The 19,855-nt window shown below is 62.9% G+C and carries 16 protein-coding genes; 12 read left to right on the top strand and 4 right to left on the bottom strand.

Annotation, left to right across the window (positions count from 1 at the left end):
- Positions 1-239: 239 nt before the first annotated feature.
- Genes ACSBPU_RS09030 through ACSBPU_RS09020 form a run of 3 tightly spaced genes read left to right on the top strand, consistent with a single transcriptional unit; the run spans position 240 to position 5,403 of the window.
- Positions 240-1,910 carry a VRR-NUC domain-containing protein gene (locus tag ACSBPU_RS09030; RefSeq protein ID WP_442597397.1) on the top strand — a complete coding sequence of 557 codons (1,671 nt, stop codon included), beginning with the start codon at positions 240-242 and terminating at the stop codon, positions 1,908-1,910.
- Positions 1,907-4,237, top strand: coding sequence for an ATP-dependent DNA helicase (locus ACSBPU_RS09025; RefSeq protein ID WP_442597395.1), 2,331 nt, complete (start codon positions 1,907-1,909; stop codon positions 4,235-4,237). Before ACSBPU_RS09030 ends, ACSBPU_RS09025 begins: the two co-directional genes overlap by 4 nt.
- Positions 4,237-5,403, top strand: coding sequence for a YbfB/YjiJ family MFS transporter (locus ACSBPU_RS09020; protein ID WP_442597393.1), 1,167 nt, complete (start codon positions 4,237-4,239; stop codon positions 5,401-5,403). The genes ACSBPU_RS09025 and ACSBPU_RS09020 overlap by 1 nt, the downstream gene beginning before the upstream one ends.
- 56 nt (positions 5,404-5,459) lie before the next feature.
- Here ACSBPU_RS09020 and ACSBPU_RS09015 read toward each other — a convergent pair whose 3' ends face one another.
- Complete coding sequence (locus ACSBPU_RS09015; protein WP_442598283.1) at positions 5,460-6,596, bottom strand: NAD(P)H-dependent flavin oxidoreductase; 1,137 nt, start codon at positions 6,594-6,596, stop codon at positions 5,460-5,462.
- A 451-nt stretch (positions 6,597-7,047) separates the two neighbouring features.
- Here ACSBPU_RS09015 and ACSBPU_RS09010 point away from each other — a divergent pair, with 451 nt between their 5' ends.
- Positions 7,048-8,397: a hypothetical protein gene (locus ACSBPU_RS09010; RefSeq protein WP_442597391.1), complete on the top strand. Its 1,350-nt coding sequence runs from the start codon at positions 7,048-7,050 to the stop codon at positions 8,395-8,397.
- Positions 8,398-8,502: 105 nt separating this feature from the next.
- On the opposite strand, the gene ACSBPU_RS09005 is transcribed toward ACSBPU_RS09010, so the two are convergent.
- Entirely contained in the window at positions 8,503-9,183 is a 681-nt protein-coding gene (locus ACSBPU_RS09005) for a Crp/Fnr family transcriptional regulator (RefSeq protein ID WP_442597389.1), read from the bottom strand.
- A gap of 1 nt (position 9,184) precedes the next feature.
- Here ACSBPU_RS09005 and ACSBPU_RS09000 point away from each other — a divergent pair, with 1 nt between their 5' ends.
- Positions 9,185-9,604: a YbaN family protein gene (locus ACSBPU_RS09000; protein ID WP_442597387.1), complete on the top strand. Its 420-nt coding sequence runs from the start codon at positions 9,185-9,187 to the stop codon at positions 9,602-9,604.
- Here the strand turns inward: ACSBPU_RS09000 and hemN are convergent.
- A complete protein-coding gene (hemN, locus tag ACSBPU_RS08995) occupies positions 9,597-11,018 on the bottom strand; it encodes an oxygen-independent coproporphyrinogen III oxidase (protein WP_442597385.1) in 1,422 nt (473 codons plus the stop codon). The two genes, ACSBPU_RS09000 and hemN, sit on opposite strands and share 8 nt — an antisense overlap.
- A 255-nt stretch (positions 11,019-11,273) precedes the next feature.
- Here hemN and ACSBPU_RS08990 point away from each other — a divergent pair, with 255 nt between their 5' ends.
- From ACSBPU_RS08990 to ACSBPU_RS08960, 7 genes are all read left to right on the top strand, one after another.
- Complete coding sequence (locus ACSBPU_RS08990; RefSeq protein ID WP_442597383.1) at positions 11,274-14,210, top strand: monovalent cation/H+ antiporter subunit A; 2,937 nt, start codon at positions 11,274-11,276, stop codon at positions 14,208-14,210.
- Positions 14,210-14,554: a Na+/H+ antiporter subunit C gene (locus ACSBPU_RS08985; protein WP_180070819.1), complete on the top strand. Its 345-nt coding sequence runs from the start codon at positions 14,210-14,212 to the stop codon at positions 14,552-14,554. Before ACSBPU_RS08990 ends, ACSBPU_RS08985 begins: the two co-directional genes overlap by 1 nt.
- Entirely contained in the window at positions 14,551-16,191 is a 1,641-nt protein-coding gene (locus tag ACSBPU_RS08980; RefSeq protein WP_442597381.1) for a monovalent cation/H+ antiporter subunit D, read from the top strand. Before ACSBPU_RS08985 ends, ACSBPU_RS08980 begins: the two co-directional genes overlap by 4 nt.
- Positions 16,188-16,676, top strand: a complete 489-nt coding sequence (locus tag ACSBPU_RS08975) for a Na+/H+ antiporter subunit E (protein WP_442597379.1) — start codon at positions 16,188-16,190, stop codon at positions 16,674-16,676. Before ACSBPU_RS08980 ends, ACSBPU_RS08975 begins: the two co-directional genes overlap by 4 nt.
- Positions 16,673-16,954 (top strand): K+/H+ antiporter subunit F, encoded by a 282-nt coding sequence (locus ACSBPU_RS08970; protein WP_442597377.1) that lies wholly within the window; start codon positions 16,673-16,675, stop codon positions 16,952-16,954. Before ACSBPU_RS08975 ends, ACSBPU_RS08970 begins: the two co-directional genes overlap by 4 nt.
- Complete coding sequence (gene mnhG / locus ACSBPU_RS08965; protein WP_442597375.1) at positions 16,951-17,328, top strand: monovalent cation/H(+) antiporter subunit G; 378 nt, start codon at positions 16,951-16,953, stop codon at positions 17,326-17,328. Before ACSBPU_RS08970 ends, mnhG begins: the two co-directional genes overlap by 4 nt.
- 105 nt (positions 17,329-17,433) lie before the next feature.
- Positions 17,434-17,847 (top strand): hypothetical protein, encoded by a 414-nt coding sequence (locus ACSBPU_RS08960; RefSeq protein ID WP_442597373.1) that lies wholly within the window; start codon positions 17,434-17,436, stop codon positions 17,845-17,847.
- Positions 17,848-17,895: 48 nt separating this feature from the next.
- Here ACSBPU_RS08960 and ACSBPU_RS08955 read toward each other — a convergent pair whose 3' ends face one another.
- Positions 17,896-19,788 carry a potassium transporter Kup gene (locus ACSBPU_RS08955; protein ID WP_442597371.1) on the bottom strand — a complete coding sequence of 631 codons (1,893 nt, stop codon included), beginning with the start codon at positions 19,786-19,788 and terminating at the stop codon, positions 17,896-17,898.
- Positions 19,789-19,855: the final 67 nt, after the last annotated feature.

Raw genomic sequence — 19,855 nt, 5'->3', positions numbered from 1 at the left:
AGCCCCGCCGCCTTCGTTAAGCTGCCCGTTCATAAAATCAGTCGGGCTTGGCATTACCGTAAACGATCCTTGAAAGCGTAATCCGCACAAAAACCGAGCAAATGTAACAAGAACGGTTGCATGGCCTCGAAAGCCGCCCGCTTCGCAACATATGCTTAACAAAGAGGGGTGGCAGCAACCGCTTCCAGGTGCGCCCGATGCTGGTAAACTGTACAAAAATACAGTGCAACACGCCTTTCATGCCTCCCGCTACCCCATTACCCAATCCGTTTTACTACCTGGATAATTTCGAGTTCGTCCTGGACTGGCTGCGTGCGCGCTATCCCGACCTGCTGTCGCCCGTCGAACATGGATTCATGCGGGAATTTGGCTGTCTTCCGCGCCCTTCCCGCGCCCTGCTCGTCCGCATGGTCATGCGCAAAGGCCGGCTTTTCCGAGCGGACAGGCTGGCTTATCCTGAAATCGGAGATCCTGTGGCGGCCTCCGCCCCGCTCATCTCCGCCGGCTGGGTCGAACATGATCCTGCCGTCCGCATCGACGAGCTTTTCGGCTTGTACACCCGCGCCGAATTGACGCCCGCCTTCGGCGCCCAGCTCGCCTCGGCGGGCCTGGCGCGCGCCGCGAAACAGGCGCAGATGGATCATCTGCTGTCTCGATGCCCTGAAACGCAACCCGTTTCGCTATGGTTCGGCGCAGAACGGGAAAGCCCGGCATATCGCCTCCAGATCACGGATCTTTGCGACCGGTACCGCCTGATGTTCTTCGGGAACCTCAGGCAGGACTGGACGGAATTCGTCCTGGCAGAGCTGGGCCTTTATGTGTACGAGCAGGTCGACTTCCCCCCGTCCTCCCGCGCTTTCCAGCTGCGCACGGATATCGACGACTACCTGGGCCTGCATCGTTGTACGGAACTGCTGGAGACAGACGCCGAAGACGATGCCGTGAACGAAGCCATGGCGGCCATACCCGCATCTCCCTTCCAGAATCCCTGGCTGGAGTCACGGCGCGCCAGGCTGCTGTTCCGTGCCGGCCGGCACCATGAGCGGCGGCATCAATGGGATGCTGCCGCGTCCTGCTATGAACGCAGCAGCCATGCCGAAGCCCGCGCCCGCCATGTGCGGGTGCTCGAGCGCCAGGCGCGTTTCAAGGACGCCACGCGCCTGGCCCTCGACGCCCTGGCTGCGCCCGCCGACGAAGCGGAAACCCAGCAATTGCAGCGCATGCTGCCCAGGCTGCTGCGCCACTGCGGCATGCCGCCGGACCAGCCTGCCGCCCGGCTCGAAGTGGAACGCCTGGATCTCACGCTGGCACAAGGGCCTTGTCCATCCCGGGTCGAGGCCGAGGTCCTGCGGCACCTATGGCAAGATGACGCACCGGTGTTCTATGTGGAAAACAGCCTGGTCAATGGCCTCTTCGGCCTGCTGTGCTGGGAAGCGGTCTTCGCACCGGTTCCCGCCGCATTCTTCCATCCTTTTCAGGCCGCTCCGGCCGATTTGTTGCGCCCCGGCTTCCATGTCCGGCGGAAGGCGCTGTTTGATGCCTGTTTCTCTCAGCTCGACGACGGACGCTATCGGGACACCATACGCAAGAACTTCCGGGACAAGGCAGGCGTGCAATGCAGCTTCCTGAATTGGCAGGCTCTGGATGAAGCCTTGATGGAGCTTGCCCTGGCCTGCATACCTCCGGAACATCTGAGCCGGCTGTTCGCCCGCCTTCTGGTAGACATCCGCAGCAATCGCTCGGGACTGCCCGACCTGATCCAGTTCTGGCCGGCCGAGCAGCGCTATCGCATGATAGAAGTGAAAGGCCCGGGCGACCGCCTGCAGGACAACCAACGACGCTGGATCGCCTATTGCCGCGAACACGGTATCCCGGTCAGTGTCTGCCACGTGCGGCGTCCCGCATCGTGAATCACGTCGTCGCTGTGCGTGCACTGTGCGAGTTCGGCGCCCGGACAGGCGACCTGGACTTGCGTTTCACGCCGGGCGCCACCGCTCAGGAAGGCATCGAAGGCCACGCGCTCGTCCGCACGCGCCGGGCGGTAGGCTACGAATCCGAGATCGGTCTATCCGGCGAATTCAAGACGCTGCGAGTACGCGGACGCGCCGACGGCTACGATCCCGCGGACAACCGGCTGGAGGAGATCAAGACCTGCCGCGGCCGGGCGGAGTCGATACCGGACAACCAGAAAGCGCTGCACTGGGCGCAGGCCAAGACCTATGCCCACCTGCTGTGCCGACAGCGCGGGCTCGACCGCATACACGTCGCGCTCGTGTATTTCGACGTCGACGAAGGACGGGAATCGATGCTGGTCGAGGACTGCGCCGCGCCGGCCCTCGAACTCGCCTTCCTGGCGCTCTGCGAGCGTTATCTCGCCTGGGCCGAACAGGAACAACGACATCGGCAATCGCGGGATCAGGCATGCCAAGCCATGGCCTTTCCCCATGCCGGCTTTCGTGCGGGCCAGCGCACGCTCGCGGAATCCGTCTACAAAGCAAGCTGCCAGAGGCGCCAACTGATCGCCCAAGCGCCCACCGGCATCGGCAAGACCGTGGGCACGCTGTTTCCCATGCTCAAGGCCGCCCCACGCGAGCAACTCGACAAGATACTCTTCCTGACCGCCAAGACATCCGGCCGCCAGCTGGCGCTCGACGCCCTGGCGCTCCTGGCCCCGGACGATTCCGCTTCGAACACCATCGGACCGCGTGTCCTGGAACTGACCGCTCGCGAAAAGACCTGCGAATACCCTGACTTGCAGTGCCATGGCGAATCCTGCCCCCTGGCTCGCGGTTTCTACGACAAGCTGCCCCATGCCCGCCACGACGCCGTGAACGCCTCCGGAATCCTGGACCAGCGCAGGTTGCGCGACATCGCCTTGCGGCATGAGCTGTGTCCGTACTGGCTGGGCCAGGAACTGGCCAAGTGGTGCGACGTCATCGTGGGCGATTACAACTATTATTTCGATACCAGCGCACTGCTGTACAGCCTGGGCCAAGAGAGGCAATGGCGTACCGCCTTGCTGGTCGACGAGGCCCACAATCTGCTGGAACGCGCGCGCAGCATGTACAGCGCGGAACTCTGCGAAGCGGACATCATTGCGGCCAGGCCGGCGGCGCCGCCGGCGATGAGAAAGCGGCTCGACGCCTTGTTGCGCGCCTGGCGCAAGGCATTCCAGGACCAGCCCCAGGCTTATTGTGCATACGAAGAGCCACCCGCCGGCCTGCTGCCCATGCTGCAGCGCGCCGGCGTCGCCATGGCCGAGCACTTCACCCAGGCGGCGGTGGCCCCTCACCCCGACCTGCAGTCCCTGCATTTTCTGGTTCAGCACTTCCTGAAGCTCTCGGAGTCTTTCGGGTCCCATTCCATCTACGACTTGACGCTGTCGCCCGCCCAAGGCGGCCGGAACCATTCCGTGGATCGCCGCCTGTGCCTGAGGAACATGATCCCGGCTCCTCACCTGCAAGAGCGTTTTGCCGCCAGCCACGGCTGTGTGCTGTTTTCCGCAACCCTCACGCCCTGGCACTTCTATCGCGACACGCTGGGCCTGCCTGCAGACACCGCCTACGTGAATGTCGCCGCTCCTTTCCATGCCGAACAATTGGACGTGCGCATCGCGGGCCATATCTCGACCCGCTACGCCGACCGCGAACGCTCGGCCGGCCCCATTGCGCAGTTGATGGCGCAACAGTACCGGCAGCGCCCGGGCAACTACCTGAGCTACTTCAGCAGCTTCGATTACCTGGAACGATGCGCGCAAGCCTTCATGCTCAGTCATCCGGATATCCCCGTCTGGACACAATCGCGCCGCATGAGCGAAACCGACCGTGCCGACTTCCTCGCCCGGTTCACGCCGGAGGGCACGGGAATCGGCTTTGCCGTACTGGGCGGCGCCTTGTCGGAGGGCATAGACTTGCCGGGCACACGGCTCATCGGCGCCTTCGTGTCCACACTGGGACTGCCGCAAGTGAATCCCGTGAACGAACAGCGCATGCGGTGCATGGAGCAGGTCTTCGGCAAGCGAGTCGCCTACGACTACGCCTATTTATATCCCGGCCTGCAGAAAGTCGTGCAGGCCGCGGGACGGGTGATCCGCTCTCCGACGGACCAGGGCGTCCTTCATCTCATCGACGACCGCTATCTGCAAACCCGCATACGCGGCCTGCTGCCCGACTGGTGGCAGGTGGATTATGATGGCGCTACAAAAAACCAGACCCACGAACGAGGCGACACAGTCTGATGAATCCGGCGATCATACCCTGGGCCCTTTCGGGCGGCGCGGCCGTGGCGGTGGGGTTCGCGCGCTTCGGCTACGCGCTGATCCTGCCGGCCATGAAGACCGATCTGGATCTCAATTACGCGCAAGCGGGCTGGCTCAATACCGCCAACGCGCTGGGCTACCTGCTGGGGTCGCTGCTCACCATTTATCTGGTTGGCCGCCTGGGCAACAAGCGGCTGTTTCTGGGCGGTCTGGCGGTCACCACGCTTTCGCTGCTGGCCAGCGGCCTGACCCGCGACTTCGAACTCCTGACCGCCTTTCGCTTTCTGTCGGGATTCGGCGCGGCGGGAGCCTTCATCTGCGGCGGCGTGCTGTCCGGCGTGGTCGGCACGCGGGCCATCGTGATTTTCTTCAGCGGCGGCGGCATCGGCATGCTGTTCACCGGAGCGCTCCTGCCCTGGCTGTTCGACTTCGCCGGACCCGCGGCCTGGACCTGGGCCTGGATCGCGTGCGGCGCAGTCTGCATTCCCCTGTCGGTGGCCGCGATCGCCGCCATGCGGGACATCATCGAACCGTCGGTGTCGGGCGGCTCGGCAAAATGGCCGCTGCGGCCCTGCGTTCCCGAGCTCGCCGGATACTTTCTGTTCGGCCTGGGCTATATCGCCTACATGACTTTCATCGTCGCCTGGTTGCGCCAGAGCGCGATCCAGACGCTGCCGCTCGCGGCCACGACCTCCATCATGTGGAGCATCCTGGGCATCATGACTTTGCTGGCGCCGATCCTGTGGAAACGGCTGTTCAATGGCAGGCAGGACGGGCTGCCCATGGCGGCCTCGATGTTGGTGCTGGCAGCCGGCGCCGCCCTGCCGCTTGGGATGCCCAATATCGCAGGAATCTGGTTGTCGGCAGCGCTTGTCGGATCCAGCGTGTTCATGGTGCCCTCGGCCGCCACGGGCTTCGTCAAGACCAATCTTCCCAAACCCGCCTGGGGCGGCGCACTGGCCGTCGTCACCAGCCTCTTCGCCATCGGACAAACCATAGGCCCGGTCGCCGCCGGCTGGATCAGCGACCGATTCGGCTCGCTTTCAATCGGCCTGGCGGTTTCCGCGGCCATCCTCGTTCTGGGCGCTTTCATTGCGCTGATGCAGAAACCGCTTGAAGGGGTCAGACCCCACCAGGGGGTCTGACCCCGCGACAGTGCGATTGGGGTCAGACCCTGAATAGGGTCTGACCCCGAGACCCCTCACGCCGGAACGAGATCGTGCATAGGACGCACGGTCGGCGGCGCAACGGCGGCCAGGACGGGGCGGATGCCCGTCAGCATGTACTCGATGAGTTCGCGCACCGGGCGGATGGCGTTGCCGAAAGGCAATTTTTCGGAGCCGCGGAAAAAGAGTCCGCGCTTGATGTCGCCGGCCAGTGCAAATGCCAGGCGGGTATCGATGCAGAACTGGCCATGCTTGGCAATGCCGTCGCGCAGTCCGCAAGAAACCAGGCAATCGAAACCCACGGTGCACGGGCGCTGCTTGGCGGCGCGCTGGAGTTTTTCTTCCTTTTCGAGATAGGCTTCCAGCCATGGCGTGCGCACGGCGCGTGCAGGCAGGCCGGCGACGCTCATGAAAGTCACAATGTCTTCGGGCCTGGCCTCGACCAGCACTTTCTTGAAGTTGGGATGGGCATCGCCTTCCTCCGTCACCGCGAAAGGCGATCCCAGCTGCACGGCATTGGCGCCCATGCCAAGCAGTTGTTTTACCTGCTCGTGGCTATGTATGCCGCCACCCGTAATCAGCGGAATGCTTTCCTTTTCCAGGTCAAGATCCTTGAATAGCTGGCGTGTGCCTTCCAGCACATTGGAAAAGGCGAAATTCGGACTATTCACCGCATCGGCCGTGGGGGCGCCCAGATGGCCTGCCGCGTATTTCGGATTCTCGATCACGATGGCATCGGGCAGGCGGTTCTTGCGCATCCACTTCTTCAGTATCAGGCTGATGCCGCGAACATCGGACAGAATGGGCACAATGGCAACCTTGGGGAAATCGGCGGTGAGCTCGGGCAGGTCAAGCGGCAGCCCTGCGCCAACGACGACCGCGTCCGCCCCGCTTTCGCATGACTGGCGCACATAAGACGCGTATTCGGAAACCGCGCGCATCACGTTGACGGCGACAAATCCCTTCCCTTCCGCCATTTCCTTCGCGGCCTTCACTTCCCGATCGAGCGCGATGAGATTGGTCTTGTCGATAAGTGCCCGGTCGCGCGAACGGCCGGTCTCCACCATGAGGTCGGGATGGTGGCGACGCAGGTCGACGCTCGAAATCGTGCCCATGGCGCCAAGCGAGGCCACCGTGCCGGCCAAGCGATGGGCGGACACGCCGACGCCCATTCCTCCTTGTACAATGGGCAACAGAGATTTTCCCTTGAGCTTGAGTCTTTCTAGTACGGTGTGCAACACAATCGATGTCCTTGGTAATGATTGACGGCTTGACGCCTAGCGGACACTATGCAGCCATAACGCATGCGATTCCTTAATAAATGTCAAGGTTCATGCGCTTTGGTTGAAGGGGGTCAGACCCCGCATGGGGTCTGACCCCAAACAACAACAATGGCGAGGCGGCGGGGGTCAGACCCCGGCTTGGCTGAATGGGGTCTGACCCCGAACAACACTGATGGCAAGGCAGCAGGGGTCAGACCCCGAACGGGGTCTGACCCCAAAACTCCACCTGCCATGGGGTTATTCGCACCAGGCTCGGCAACGGCATATATGTTCACGTCAGCGGACCGGCAGGCCCCATCCACGTCCGCTACTGACCAACCCTCGGAATCAGCAAGAATCCATGCAGCGCGCATTATCCTTCAACAACTCACCCCGCTTGGGCGTCCCCTTGCGCTTTCTCATCAACACCCCTTTGTTCGTATTGCTGGCGGCCCTGCTCCTGCTGTGGGCAGGTCCCAGCGCGCTGGGCTCACGATGGACCGGCCATGCGCTCGCCCTGACCCATTTGTTCACGCTGGGAGTTCTGGCCAGCGCGATGATCGGCGCTATGATGCAGATCCTGCCGGTGGCGACCGGCATCAACATGTTGGCGCCGCGCGCCACCTCCATCGCGACGCACCTTTTATTGACCGTCGGCACACTTGGCCTGGCCGCAGGCTTCCTGACGGTCAACCCCGCCCTCTTTCAGCTCGCGATCCTGCTGCTGGGCGGCGCCTTCGCCTGGCTGTTGATATCAGGGTTCTGTGGACTGTGGCGCGACCGCCGCCAGGCGACCAAGGGCTCGACCGAGATACTGGTGGCGACCCGCCTTGCCCTGGCCGCCTTGCTGGTCACCGTCGTCATGGGCCTGCTGCTGGCGGCCAGCTTTGTCTGGCCCCTGCCCGTCTCGCGCCTGTTCACCGACCTGCATAGCGCCTGGGGCCTGCTCGGGTGGGTCGGGCTGCTGGTCATGGGCATGTCTTATCAGGTGATTCCCATGTTCCAGGTGACGGAACTGTACCCCAAGGTACTCACACGCTGGCTTGCAATCGTCGTGTTCGTCTTGCTGCTTGCCTTCGGCGCCAACCTGCTGCGCGATCCGCTCGGCGGCGTCGAGATCGGCTACACGCTGGCCATTCTGCTGTTGCTTGCCTACGGCGTCTACGCCTACGCCACCTTCCGTTTGCTGTGGACCCGGAAACGTCCGCAGGCCGATACGACCACCCGATTCTGGCATACCGCGGTCTTCTGCCTGGCCGCGTGCATCCCGGTATGGCTGGCGCAAATCATCATGGGCTCCGATCTCGCCGTGACGCTGGGCGTGCTCTTCATCGTGGGCTTTGCCTGGAGCGCCGTCAACGGCATGCTGTACAAGATCCTGCCTTTCCTGCTTTGGTACAACGCTCAGCGGGATCTGGACGTGGCGCTGCGCGAAGTTCCCAAAGTCAAGCAGATTCTGCCCGACGACATGGCGGCACGCCAGTATTGGGTCCACTTGGCGGCGGTCGCAACGCTCGTGGCCGCGAGCCTGTGGCCCGCGGACTTCACGCGGCCCGCCGCCCTGCTTCTGGCCGTGTCGGCGCTGTGGCTGGCGGCGAATATGGCGCGCGCGCTGCTTTTCTACCGGCGCGCGCTCAAGAATATTGCCCGCGCCTTGGCGGTTCGTGACGGGCAAGGGGTCGGACCCCATGCGGGGTCCGACCCCCGCTAGTCCGGGACGATGGGGTCAGACCCCGTACGGGGTCTGACCCCGACTCTGATCGGTTGACCGCAAGGGGGTCAGACCCCGCATGGGGTCTGACCCCGACTAACGCGGCTAATCCTGATACGCCCTCAGCCTGGCGGCGTTCATGATGGTGATTTCGCGGCCATTGACCTCGATGAGCCCGTGTGCGGCCAAATCGTGCAGGATGCGGGAAAAATGCTCGGGCGTCAGGTTCAGGCGCGAGGCAATGACGGTCTTGCTTGTCGAGAGCCTGAACCGGTGCCCATCTTCGCACTGCTGATCCTTGAGCAGGTAGCCGATGACACGCTGGGTCCCGGAGCGCAAGGAATAAGCCTCGACGTCGCCCATGAGCGAATGCAGGCGCTGGCTCAGGCTGGCCAGCATCTTGCGGGCAAAGCCGGGCTGCCGTTCGATGCCGCTGAACACCACATCCTTGCCGACATGCAGCAGCATGGTGTCGGCGAGCGCCTGCGCGGAAACGATGTAGTCCTTTTCCATGAACATCAAGGCTTCGCCAAAGCTGTCGCCGGGACCGATGATGCGCACCACTTTTTCATCGCCGCCTGGCGATACGAACATGAGCTTGATCTGCCCGTAGACGACGGCATGGAGGCCAACGCAGGGCTCGCCCCGGCGGAACAGCATGTCGCCGCGCGCGATCTGGACCTCGACCGTGCCGGAGGCCAGGGTGTCGAGCTCCGGCCCGGACAGCCCCGAGAACAAGGGCAATCTTGCCAAAAAATCCTGAGTCCGTGCCTTGCCTGTCGTCATATTGCTAGAATCCTGTAACGGTATCGTTGCCACTGCCATCGTGATCAAAATCCTGTTCAACGTCGCCGGAACGCTGGCCTTGATCCTGGGCATCCTGGGGATCTTCCTGCCACTGCTGCCCACGACGCCCTTCCTGCTGCTTGCCTCGGCCTGCTACCTGCGCGGGTCCGAACGCCTGCACCGCTGGCTCCTGGGGAACCGCGTGCTGGGACAATACCTTTCAAATATCCAGACAGGCCAGGGTATCCCCATGCGCGCCAAGGTCTTTACCCTGATCTTCATGTGGGCTTCGCTGGCGTTCTCCGCCTGGTACGTTCCCTTGCCGTGGGTACGCCCGCTGCTGCTGATTCCGGGCATAGGCGTGAGCTATTACCTGCTCAGGATGAAGACCCTGCCCCGGGCTCCGAAAGAACCTAAATAAGTTTGGAATACGTCGACACCGTCGGCTGCCCCAGGTATTTGTCGAAGACCATGCCGATGGCGCGCACGAACAGCCGGCCCTTCGCCGTGATGGTGATGCCCTGATCGTCCATCTTCATCAGGCCCGCCTCCTGGAACGGCGCCAGCTTTTCCAGTTCGGCCTGGAAGTACGATTTGAAATCGATGCCGTGTCGGCCGTTGAGATCGGAGAAATCCAGCGGCATGCTGCACATCAGCGTCATGATGACTTCGCGCCGCAGCAGATCGTCGGCCGATAGGTCGTAGCCGCGCTCGATGGGCAGCTTGCCCTCGTCGAGGTACTGATAATAGGCGTTGACGCTGCGCACGGACTGACTGTAGGAACTGCCCACCTTGCCGATGGCCGACACGCCGAATCCGATCATGTCGCACTCGGCCCGGGTCGTGTAGCCCTGGAAATTGCGATGCAGGCTTTTTTCGAGCCGAGCCTTGTTCAGCTCGTCGTCCGGCTTGGCAAAGTGGTCCAGACCTATATACACATAGCCGGCGTCCAGCAGGCGTTGCGTCGACATCAGGAAGATCTGGAGGCGCTCCTCGGCGGAGGGCAGGTCTTCGGCCTTGATGAGCCGCTGGGCCTTGAACCGGCTGGGCAAATGCGCATAGTTGTAAAGCGCGATGCGATCGGGCGAGATCCGGATCGTGTGATCGAGCGTGCGCCCGAAACTGGCCAGCGTCTGCTTGGGCAGGCCATAGATCAGATCCGCATTGACGGATTCGAATCCCGCTTTGCGGCTGGCTTCCACGGCCCGTTCCACCATGATCAGCGGCTGGATGCGGTTCACGGCCGCCTGGACGTCCGGATCGAAATCCTGGATGCCGAAGCTCGTGCGGTTGAAGCCCAGGCCGGCCAGCATGGAAAGCGTCGACTCGTTGACCGTGCGCGGGTCGATCTCGACCCCCAGCTCGGCATCGTCGGTAAATTCGAAATGGCGCTGTATGGAATCCATGAGCGACGTGAGTTCGTCGGCGCTGAGGAAAGTCGGCGTGCCGCCGCCCAGGTGCAACTGCACGGTCTTGCGCTCATCGCCCAGGCGGGCGCCCACCATTTCCATTTCCTTGTCGAGGTACTCCAGATACTGGGCGGCCCTGCCGTGGTCCTGCGTGATGACCTTGTTGCAGGCACAGAAATAACAGAGCTGTTCGCAAAACGGCAAATGGACATACACCGACAGCGGAGGCTTGGCCGCATCGCGCGCCCGCGCGTCGAGGTAGGCGAGGTAGTCCTGCTCGGCAAAGCCCGACCGGAACCGGTCTGCGGTAGGGTACGAGGTATAGCGCGGCCCCGATTTGTCGAAACGGCGAATCAGCTCTTCGGAAATTTCTATTTCCGGAAAAATGGGGGCCTTCTGGCCGACCAGGGGTTCGTAGGCATTCATCGCCTTTCTCCGATCGTGCCGGCCCGCCTAACCATGAAATGCGCATGGCAAGCGCGCGCCGGCTTGAATATCAGCAAAGGGACAGACCCCGAATGGGGTCTGTCCCCATACATATTGTGCAAGGATGCCGGAAAATCCGTCTTGACGTAAGTCAAAAGCGCATGCGGCATGAAAAACCAGAGCTTTCGCGAAGCTTAACAAAACATATCGTATTATTGAGGCTAGATTCACGCAAACCCACACGATCCCGCCCTGATGTTGCTCGTATTCATCCTTGCCCTGCCCTTCGCAGGCAGCATTATCGCTGCGCTGCTGCCGTCCAACGCGCGCAACCTCGAGGCATGGCTGGCCGGCGTCATCGCCCTGATCTGCCTGGCCCTCGTCTGCATACAGCTTCCGCAGGTATTCGACGGCCACATCGTCAAGGCCGTCGTGCCATGGATGCCCAGCTTCGGGGTTGACTTCACGCTGCGCATGGACGGCTATGCCTGGCTGTTTTCCGTCATCATCACCGCCATGGGCGCGCTCATCGTTCTTTATGCGCGCTATTACCTTTCTCCGCAAGATCCGGTCCCGCGCTTTTTCTCATTCTTCCTGGCGTTCATGGGGTCGATGCTGGGCGTGGTGCTGTCGGGCAATCTGATCCAGCTCGTGATCTTCTGGGAACTCACCAGCCTCTCGTCCTTCATGCTCATCGCCTACTGGCATCACCGGCTCGACGCCAGGCGGGGCGCGCGCATGTCGCTCACCATCACGGGCGCGGGGGGGCTGTGCCTGCTGGCCGGGGTGCTGATGATCGGCCATGTGGTGGGCAGCTATGATCTGGACCAGGTCCTGGCGGCCGGCGACATCATCCGCACCCACCCCTGGTACACGACCATCCTGGTGCTGGTGGCATTGGGGGCGCTCACGAAAAGCGCGCAATTTCCCTTTCACGTATGGCTTCCGAACGCCATGGCGGCGCCGACGCCGGTATCCGCATACCTGCATTCGGCCACCATGGTCAAGGCCGGCGTATTCCTTCTGGCGCGTTTCTGGCCCATTCTGGCGGGCACCGAAGAATGGACCTGGATCATAGGCGGCGCCGGGCTATGTTCGCTGGTGCTGGGCGCCTACGCGGCTACGTTCCAGATGGACATGAAGGGCGTGCTGGCGTATTCGACCATCAGCCATCTCGGGCTCATCACCCTGCTGCTGGGCATGAACAGCAAGCTGGCGCTGGTCGCCGCGCTCTTTCACATGATGAATCACGCGACCTTCAAGGCCTCTCTGTTCATGGCCGCCGGCATCGTCGACCATGAAACCGGCACGCGCGATCTCAGCCGGCTATCCGGCCTCTACCGAAGCATGCCCCTCACCGCCACGCTGGCGCTGGTCGCGGCCGCTTCCATGGCAGGCGTGCCGCTGCTCAATGGCTTCATCTCGAAGGAGATGTTCTTCGCCGAAACGGTATTCGCGACAGGCAGCTGGTTCAGTCGCGTTGGCTTGCCAACCGCCGCGGTCATCGCCAGCGCGTTCAGCGTCGCCTATTCGCTGCGCTTCGTGCTGCAGGTCTTCTTCGGCCCCATCCCGCGCGACCTCCCGCGCGCGCCCCACGAGCCGCCCAAGCTCATGCTGATTCCCAGCGCCATCCTGGTGCTGACCTGCCTGGTCGTTGGTATATTCCCAAGCTTTACCGTGGGCCTTTTCCTCAAGAATGCCGCGCAGGCCATACTCGGATCAGACCTCCCGGCTTATGACTTGCGTGTCTGGCACGGCTTCAATCTTCCCTTGCTCATGAGCTTCATCGCCCTCCTGGGCGGCATGCTGCTGCTTTGGCTGCTGCGCCATCGGCATCGTTCCCGCCCGGGCCTGGCGCCCTTCATCTATCGCTTCGACGGACGCCGGGGCTTCGAGACCATACTCGAAGGCATCGACACACTGGCCGCAGTCCTTCTGGACGTGACACGGTCCCCCCGGTTGCAGCCCCAGCTGCTGCTGATCGTCGTCGTCACCTTTATCGTGGCCATGCTGCCGTTGACGGCGGGCGGCTGGATCCGGCCCGAACTCCATACTCCGATCAATCCCTTCTTCGGCCTCATGTGGGTCGCGGGCGCCGCATGCGCCATCGGCGCCGCCCGACAGGCCAAGTACCACAGGCCCGCCTCGCTGCTGCTCACGGGAGGCGCCGGCCTGATCACCGCGCTGACCTTCGCCTGGCTGTCGGCACCCGACCTCGCCCTTACGCAGCTTTCGGTAGAGGTCGTCACCATGGTGCTGATTTTGCTGGGGCTGCGCTGGCTGCCACCCCGCGTCGAAGACGACGACGAACAGCCCGCCCTGCTGAAAAGTTCGCTGCGCGCGTTCCTGCGGCGCTTTCGCGACCTCATCATCGCGGTCATCAGCGGCGCCGGCCTGACGGCCATCGCCTATGCGGTCCTGACCCGGCCGCATCCTCAAGGCATTTCGTCCTTCCTGGTCGAGCAATCGGTTCCTCTGGGCGGCGGTGCCAACGTGGTCAACGTCATTCTCGTGGACTTCCGCGGCTTCGACACGTTCGGGGAAATCACGGTGCTCGGCATCGTGGCACTGACGGTCTACGCGCTGCTGCGCCGCTTCCGTCCGCCCATAGAAAGCATGACGCTGCCCAAGGCGCGGCAACGGCTTCCGGCCGGCGGCAGGCTGCTGGACAGCTTCGCGGATCCCGATCCCAAGACTCTGGTCCCGGATGGGGTCATGAAGATTCCGGCGGTGCTGGTCCGGCTGTTGCTGCCCATGGCCGCGCTCGTCTCGTTGTATTTCCTGATACGCGGCCACAATCTTCCGGGGGGCGGCTTCGTGGGCGGCCTGATCATGGCAACGGCCATCATCCTGCAATACATGGTCGGCGGCGTCATCTGGGTCGAGGCCCGTCCTCGCATCCATCCCCAGACCTGGATATCGCTGGGCCTGCTTGCCGCCGGGACGGCGGCCATGTCGGTCTGGTGGGCCACCCGGCCCTTCCTGTCCGCGTACAGCGTCGATTTCATCCTGCCTCTCGTCGGTCACATTCATCTCTCAACCGTCTTGCTGTTCGATATCGGGGTCTACATGCTCGTCGTGGGCGCCACGGTCTTGATGCTCGTCGCCCTGGCTCACCAGTCGCTGCGCCTGTACCGCAAGCCGGCGCATGGCCAGGCCGGCGCCCTGTCCACCGACAAAGGAATCAACTAATGGAACTCGTACTCGCCATGGCCATTGGCGTGCTCGCCGGATCGGGCATCTGGCTTCTGCTTAGGCCGCGCACCTTCCAGGTCATCATGGGTCTGTCGCTTATTTCGTATGCCGTGAATCTGTTCATCTTCGGCATGGGGCGCATCAAGCTGGCCGCGCCGCCCGTCATCAATACCGACTGGGCACCCGACGCCAGCCAATATGCCGACCCGCTGCCGCAGGCGCTGGTGCTCACCGCCATCGTCATCGCCTTTGCAACGACCGCGCTGTTCCTGGTGGTTCTGCTGGCCTCGCGCGGGCTGTCCGGCACCGATCACGTCGACGGCAGGGAGACGCCACTGTGAATGAATGGTTGAAGCACTTACCCATTCTTCCTGTCGCCGTACCGCTCATGGTCGGCGCGGCCATGCTGCTGCTCAATGATTCGCATCGCCGCGCACGGCTGGTGCTGAGCTCGCTGTCCATCCTGACGCAAATCTTCCTGGCCGTCACCCTGCTGCGCATGACGGCGGGCTACGTTCCCACCGACTGGCCCGGCGGGGTCGGCGTCTACTTGCTCGGCGACTGGCCGGCGCCGTTCGGCATCGTGGCCGTCGTCGACCGCCTGTCCACCATCATGCTGTTGCTTACCGCCGTCCTCGGCGCTGCGACCTGGGTCTACGCCACCGCCCGCTGGGACCGCGCAGGGGTTCACTTCCATCCCCTGTTCCAGTTCCTACTGATGGGGCTCAATGGCGCATTCCTGACCGGCGACCTGTTCAACCTGTTCGTGTTCTTCGAAGTGCTGCTGGCGGCCTCCTACGGCCTGATGCTCCACGGCTCGGGCCGTGCACGCGTGGCCGCCGGCCTGCACTACATCGTCGTGAATCTCGTGGCCTCCTTCCTGCTGCTGATCGCCATGGCACTGATCTACGGCGTCACGGGCACGCTCAACATGGCCGACCTCGCGCAGCGTGCAGGCCTGCTGGCCGGCTCGGAGCGCATGCTCTTCGAGGCCGGCGCCGCCATACTCGGCATCGCGTTCCTGACAAAGGCAGCCGCCTGGCCCCTGAACTTCTGGCTGCCCGCCGCCTATGCCAACGCGGCGCCGCCCGTGGGAGCCATATTCGCCATCATGACCAAGGTCGGCGTCTATGCCCTGCTGCGCATCGGTTCCCTGCTGCTGCCCAGCGGCGCACCCGCCGCCTTCGGCGGCGAATGGATGTTCCCCCTGGGCATGGCCACGCTGATCTTCGGCACCATAGGCATGCTTGCAGCGCCCCAGGCAGAGCGGCAGGCCGGCTACTGCATCATCATGTCCTCGGGCACATTGCTGGCGGCGCTCGGCATGCCGGGCGTCACCCTGACCGGCCCCGCTCTCTTCTATCTGATCGTCTCCGTGCTGTCATTGGGCGCGCTGTTCATGCTGCTCGAAATGGTCGAGCGCACCCAGGCCTTCGGCGCGGAATTGCTGGCCGTCAGCCTGGAAGCCTTCGACCTCGAAGACCCGGAGCCCTCCGACCGTTCCGACGACGTCATCGGCGTGGCCATCCCCGCCGCCATGGCTTTCCTGGGCATGTCCTTCATTGCCTGCGCGCTGCTCATCGTTGGCCTGCCGCCGCTCTCGGGCTTCGTGGCCAAGTTCTCGCTGCTGTCCGCCGCCTTGCAGACCTCCGCCATCGACGCGCCTTCGCTGGCGGCCTGGTCGCTGGTGGCTGCCGTCCTGCTTTCTAGCCTGGCGGGCATCATAGCGTTGGGGCGCACCGGCATCCGCCTGTTCTGGAGCTCTGAAGACTCCATCACGCCCCGCCTGCGCGTGACCGAGGCGGTGCCGGTCGCCGGGCTGATCCTGAGCTGCGTCGCGCTCTCGTTCTGGGCCGGCCCCACCATGACCTACCTGGAGCGCACTGCCAATTACCTCGACCGGCCCGCGATCTACATCGACGCCGTGCTGAGCCAGAACTCGGGCAAGCCGGTAGACACCAGGGGAGCCAGCCAATGAGCCGTCTTCTGAAGAAGCTGTCCCTGCCCGCATTGCTGCTGGCCTTGTGGCTGCTGCTGAATGATTCCCTGTCGCCCGGCAACCTGGTGCTGGGAGCGGCGCTGGCCGTGCTGCTGGCCTGGCTGGCCGCGGCATTGCGTCCGCTGCGCGCCTATCCCAAGCGCCCCTTGATCGCGCTGCGCCTGATCTGGAATGTCGCCGTGGACATCACCAAGTCCAACATCGCGGTGGCGCGCATCGTCTGGCTGGGCCGCCGCGCAAACGCGACGCCCGGCTTCATCCAGATCCCGATACGCATGCGCGATCCCCACGGCTTGGCCGCACTGGCATGCATCATCACTTATACGCCCGGAACGGTATGGAGCGATTTCGCCGAAGCCGATGGGCAACTTACCCTGCACGTGCTCGACCTGAAGGATGAAGCAGCCTGGATCGAACTCGTACAACAGCGCTATGAACGCCCCCTGATGGAGATCTTTGAATGAACGGCCTCGTCTATTGGGCTGCCACGTTTGCCCTCGGCTGCTACGTACTGGCCCTTGCCATCGCCGCCTTGCGGCTGTTGAAAGGCCCGAACGCCTCCGACCGGGTGTTGGCCCTGGACACCATGTACGTCAACGGCATGCTCATACTGCTCGTCCTGGGCCTGATGTTCGTGTCGGGCATTTATTTCGACATTGCTTTGATCATCGGCATATTCGGCTTCGTCGGCTCGGTCGCCATGGCCAAGTTCCTGCTGCGCGGCGAGGTAATCGAACCATGACCGTGACCTTGCCGTTCTGGATTGCCATTCCCGTTGCCGCGCTGCTGGTCATCAGCGGTTTCATCACGCTTACGGGCACGCTGGGCCTGCTGCGCCTGCCCAATTTCTTCAGCCGCATCCATGCCCCCACGCTGGGCAACACGCTCGGAGTGTTCTGCGTACTGGTGGCATCCATCCTGACCGCCTCCTATATCGAAGAGCGCGTCGTCGTCCATCAAATCCTGATCACGTTCTTCTTGGTCATCACCTCGCCGGTGACGGCCATGCTGCTGATGCGCGCGGCCATCAAGCGCCAGGCCAGGGCCGAGCTGAAGAAACAAGTAGAAGAAGGACGCCTGGTCGGCGAGTCCGATCAGCCGGACTCACAAAACTGACATCGAAAGAATTATACATTTAGTTACACTCAGGCAATGCCACGCTTCTATACTGGACCAAAGCCTTCCTGCCAGGAAGGCGATCAACCAGAAAGGAGTACGTCAATGAGTCAAGCTCGAACAACGACACTTTCCCGTAACCTGTTTGGCATGCTCGCCGCTGCGGCATGCCTGGCAGTCACCCTGCCTGTCGCGGCTCAATCCACCACATCCGGCATGGACCCTCAGGCGCAATACCGGCTCGACAGGGAACGCTGCAACACCGGACAGACCAACCAGGACAAAGCAACATGCCTGCGCGAGGCGGGCGCCGCCTTGGAAGAGGCGCGCCGCAATCGCCTGATGCGCGGCGACGCCTCTTACACCAGCAACCAGACGGCGCGTTGCGAATCTCTGCCCGCTGCGCAGCGTGAAGACTGCCGCATCCAGATGTCCGGCCAGAATACACGGACGGAAGGCAGCGTGGCAGGCGGCGGCGTACTGCGTGAAACAACCATCACGATCCCGGCCGCACAATAGGTTTCGAGGTCGGGCGCCATGCCTGCGCCCGACCCTGCGACCTGGCGGTCACAACTCCATTTGCATGCCCATTTCCACCACCCGGTTCGGCGGTATCCGGTAGAACCGCGTGCTGCGGCTGGCATTACGCGCCATGAACGCAAAAAGCCGGCGACGCCATGCCAAGTGCAGAGGCAACTTGCGGACCACGATGATGGTCTGCCGCGACAGGAAGTAGGATACTTGCATGGGATCCAGATCCAGTTCCGGATGCTCTTGGTGGACATATTGAAGCAACAACGGCACATTGGGCTCTTCTTTGAAGCCCCATCGGCCGATCGCCTGCCAACTGGTGTTGCTCAAGCGTAGCAGATTGCAACGTTCTGAAAGCGGCACGTATGGGATATCGGCGCTTTGCACGGTAAGAAACAAAGTCTGCTCGTGCAGAACCTTGTTGTGTTTGAGGTTGTGCAAAAGCGCCGGCGGCACGGTTCCCGCGATCATGCTCATGAATACGGCGGTGCCGGGGACTCGCGTCGGCGGATCCGCCTCCAGCGCCTCCATGAACGACGCCAACGGAGGCTGATTGGCCGCCAGGGCTTCATGCATGCGCTCCCTGCCTTGCTTCCATGTAGCCATCAGGGTGAACAGCGTGCCTCCGATCAACAGCGGAACCCAGCCGCCATCCAGAAGTTTCAGCATATTGGACGAGAACAGGACGACATCGATAGCCAGGAAGACGAGCAGCAGAGCCGTCCATAGCCACCGGACTCCGGGGCCATGCCGGCGGGGCAGCACTGCGAACGCCAGCAGCGAAGTCATCAGCATGGTGCCCGTGACCGCGAGCCCATAGGCATGCGCCAGATTGTCGGAAGAGCCAAAAGAGACCACCAGTATCGTCACCGACACGAACAGCAGGACATTGACGCGTGGCAGGTAGACTTGGCCTTCTTCTTGTGCCGAGGTGTGCAGAATGGCCATCCGGGGCCAGAAACCCAATTGCACCGCTTGGCGCGTCACCGAAAAAGCCCCTGATATCACCGACTGCGAAGCAATGATGGTAGCCACGGTGGCCAGAGCCACCAGCGGCGCAAGCGCCCAGGCCGGCGCCATGAGGAAGAAAGGATTGACCATTGCTTCGGGCTGCGAAAGAATCAGCGCACCCTGTCCGAAATAGCATAAGAGCAAGGCAGGCAACACGATGCCGAACCATGCGCGGCGCACGGCGGAGCGACCGAAGTGACCCATGTCGGCGTACAGCGATTCCGCCCCCGTCACCGCCAGCACCAGGGCACCCAGCAGCACGTAGGCCGTCCAGGGCGCCTTGGCGATGAAGCCTATCGCCCAGGCGGGATTCACCGCTTGCAGTATTTGCGGCGCCTGAGCAATATGCCAGGCGCCCAGGCCACCCATCACGCTGAACCAGACCAACATCACCGGTCCGAACAGGCGCCCCATGGCACCGGTGCCTCGCGACTGGATCAGGAACAACAGCGCCAGGACCGCAACGGAAATCGGCACGATCCAGGCATCGAGCGTATGCGACACCAGTCGTATGCCTTCGATGGCGGACAGCACCGAAATGGCGGGGGTGATCACGCTATCCCCATAGAACAGACAGGCGCCGATCAAGCCCAGCACGATGAAAAACCAGCGCTTGCGTCCGCTGACACCCCGCAGGGCCAGTTCGAGCAGCGCCAGCGTTCCACCTTCGCCCCGGTTGTCCGCGCAAACGATGATCATGACGTACTTCAGGGATACGACGATCATCAGCAGCCAGAAGAGCAAGGACAGCAGGCCTAGAATGTCCGCGGTGCCGGGCTGCTCGAGAAAAGACAGCGATGCCTTGATGGCGTATAGAGGGCTGGTTCCGATGTCGCCGTATACCACGCCCAGGGCGCCCAGCAGCAGGGTCCTGGAAGACGTAGTCACGGCCGGTTCCCGTCGATGTTCAGATGTCATGTTTCTGTGAGTTAGGGGTCAGACCCCGTACGGGGTCTGACCCCATTCATTTTTGAGTCGACCTAGG

The sequence above is a fragment of the Parapusillimonas sp. JC17 genome, from assembly GCF_052180245.1.
Classification (GTDB): Bacteria; Pseudomonadota; Gammaproteobacteria; order Burkholderiales; family Burkholderiaceae_B; genus Parapusillimonas.
Note: the sequence above shows the minus strand (reverse complement) of the source record. Positions and strands in the feature narration are given on the sequence as shown.

Excerpts from the sequence above, each read along its gene's own strand:
- ACSBPU_RS08960 (WP_442597373.1), top strand. The coding sequence starts at position 17,434 with ATGAGTCAAGCTCGAACAACGACACTTTCCCGTAACCTGTTTGGCATG.
- ACSBPU_RS09020 (WP_442597393.1), top strand. The coding sequence starts at position 4,237 with ATGAATCCGGCGATCATACCCTGGGCCCTTTCGGGCGGCGCGGCCGTG.
- ACSBPU_RS09005 (WP_442597389.1), bottom strand. The coding sequence starts at position 9,183 with ATGACGACAGGCAAGGCACGGACTCAGGATTTTTTGGCAAGATTGCCC.
- hemN (WP_442597385.1), bottom strand. The coding sequence starts at position 11,018 with ATGAATGCCTACGAACCCCTGGTCGGCCAGAAGGCCCCCATTTTTCCG.
- ACSBPU_RS08985 (WP_180070819.1), top strand. The coding sequence starts at position 14,210 with ATGGAACTCGTACTCGCCATGGCCATTGGCGTGCTCGCCGGATCGGGC.
- ACSBPU_RS08955 (WP_442597371.1), bottom strand. The coding sequence starts at position 19,788 with ATGACATCTGAACATCGACGGGAACCGGCCGTGACTACGTCTTCCAGG.
- ACSBPU_RS08975 (WP_442597379.1), top strand. The coding sequence starts at position 16,188 with ATGAGCCGTCTTCTGAAGAAGCTGTCCCTGCCCGCATTGCTGCTGGCC.
- ACSBPU_RS09010 (WP_442597391.1), top strand. The coding sequence starts at position 7,048 with ATGCAGCGCGCATTATCCTTCAACAACTCACCCCGCTTGGGCGTCCCC.
- ACSBPU_RS08990 (WP_442597383.1), top strand. The coding sequence starts at position 11,274 with ATGTTGCTCGTATTCATCCTTGCCCTGCCCTTCGCAGGCAGCATTATC.
- ACSBPU_RS09030 (WP_442597397.1), top strand. The coding sequence starts at position 240 with ATGCCTCCCGCTACCCCATTACCCAATCCGTTTTACTACCTGGATAAT.
- ACSBPU_RS08970 (WP_442597377.1), top strand. The coding sequence starts at position 16,673 with ATGAACGGCCTCGTCTATTGGGCTGCCACGTTTGCCCTCGGCTGCTAC.
- mnhG (WP_442597375.1), top strand. The coding sequence starts at position 16,951 with ATGACCGTGACCTTGCCGTTCTGGATTGCCATTCCCGTTGCCGCGCTG.
- ACSBPU_RS09015 (WP_442598283.1), bottom strand. The coding sequence starts at position 6,596 with ATGGGCGTCGGCGTGTCCGCCCATCGCTTGGCCGGCACGGTGGCCTCG.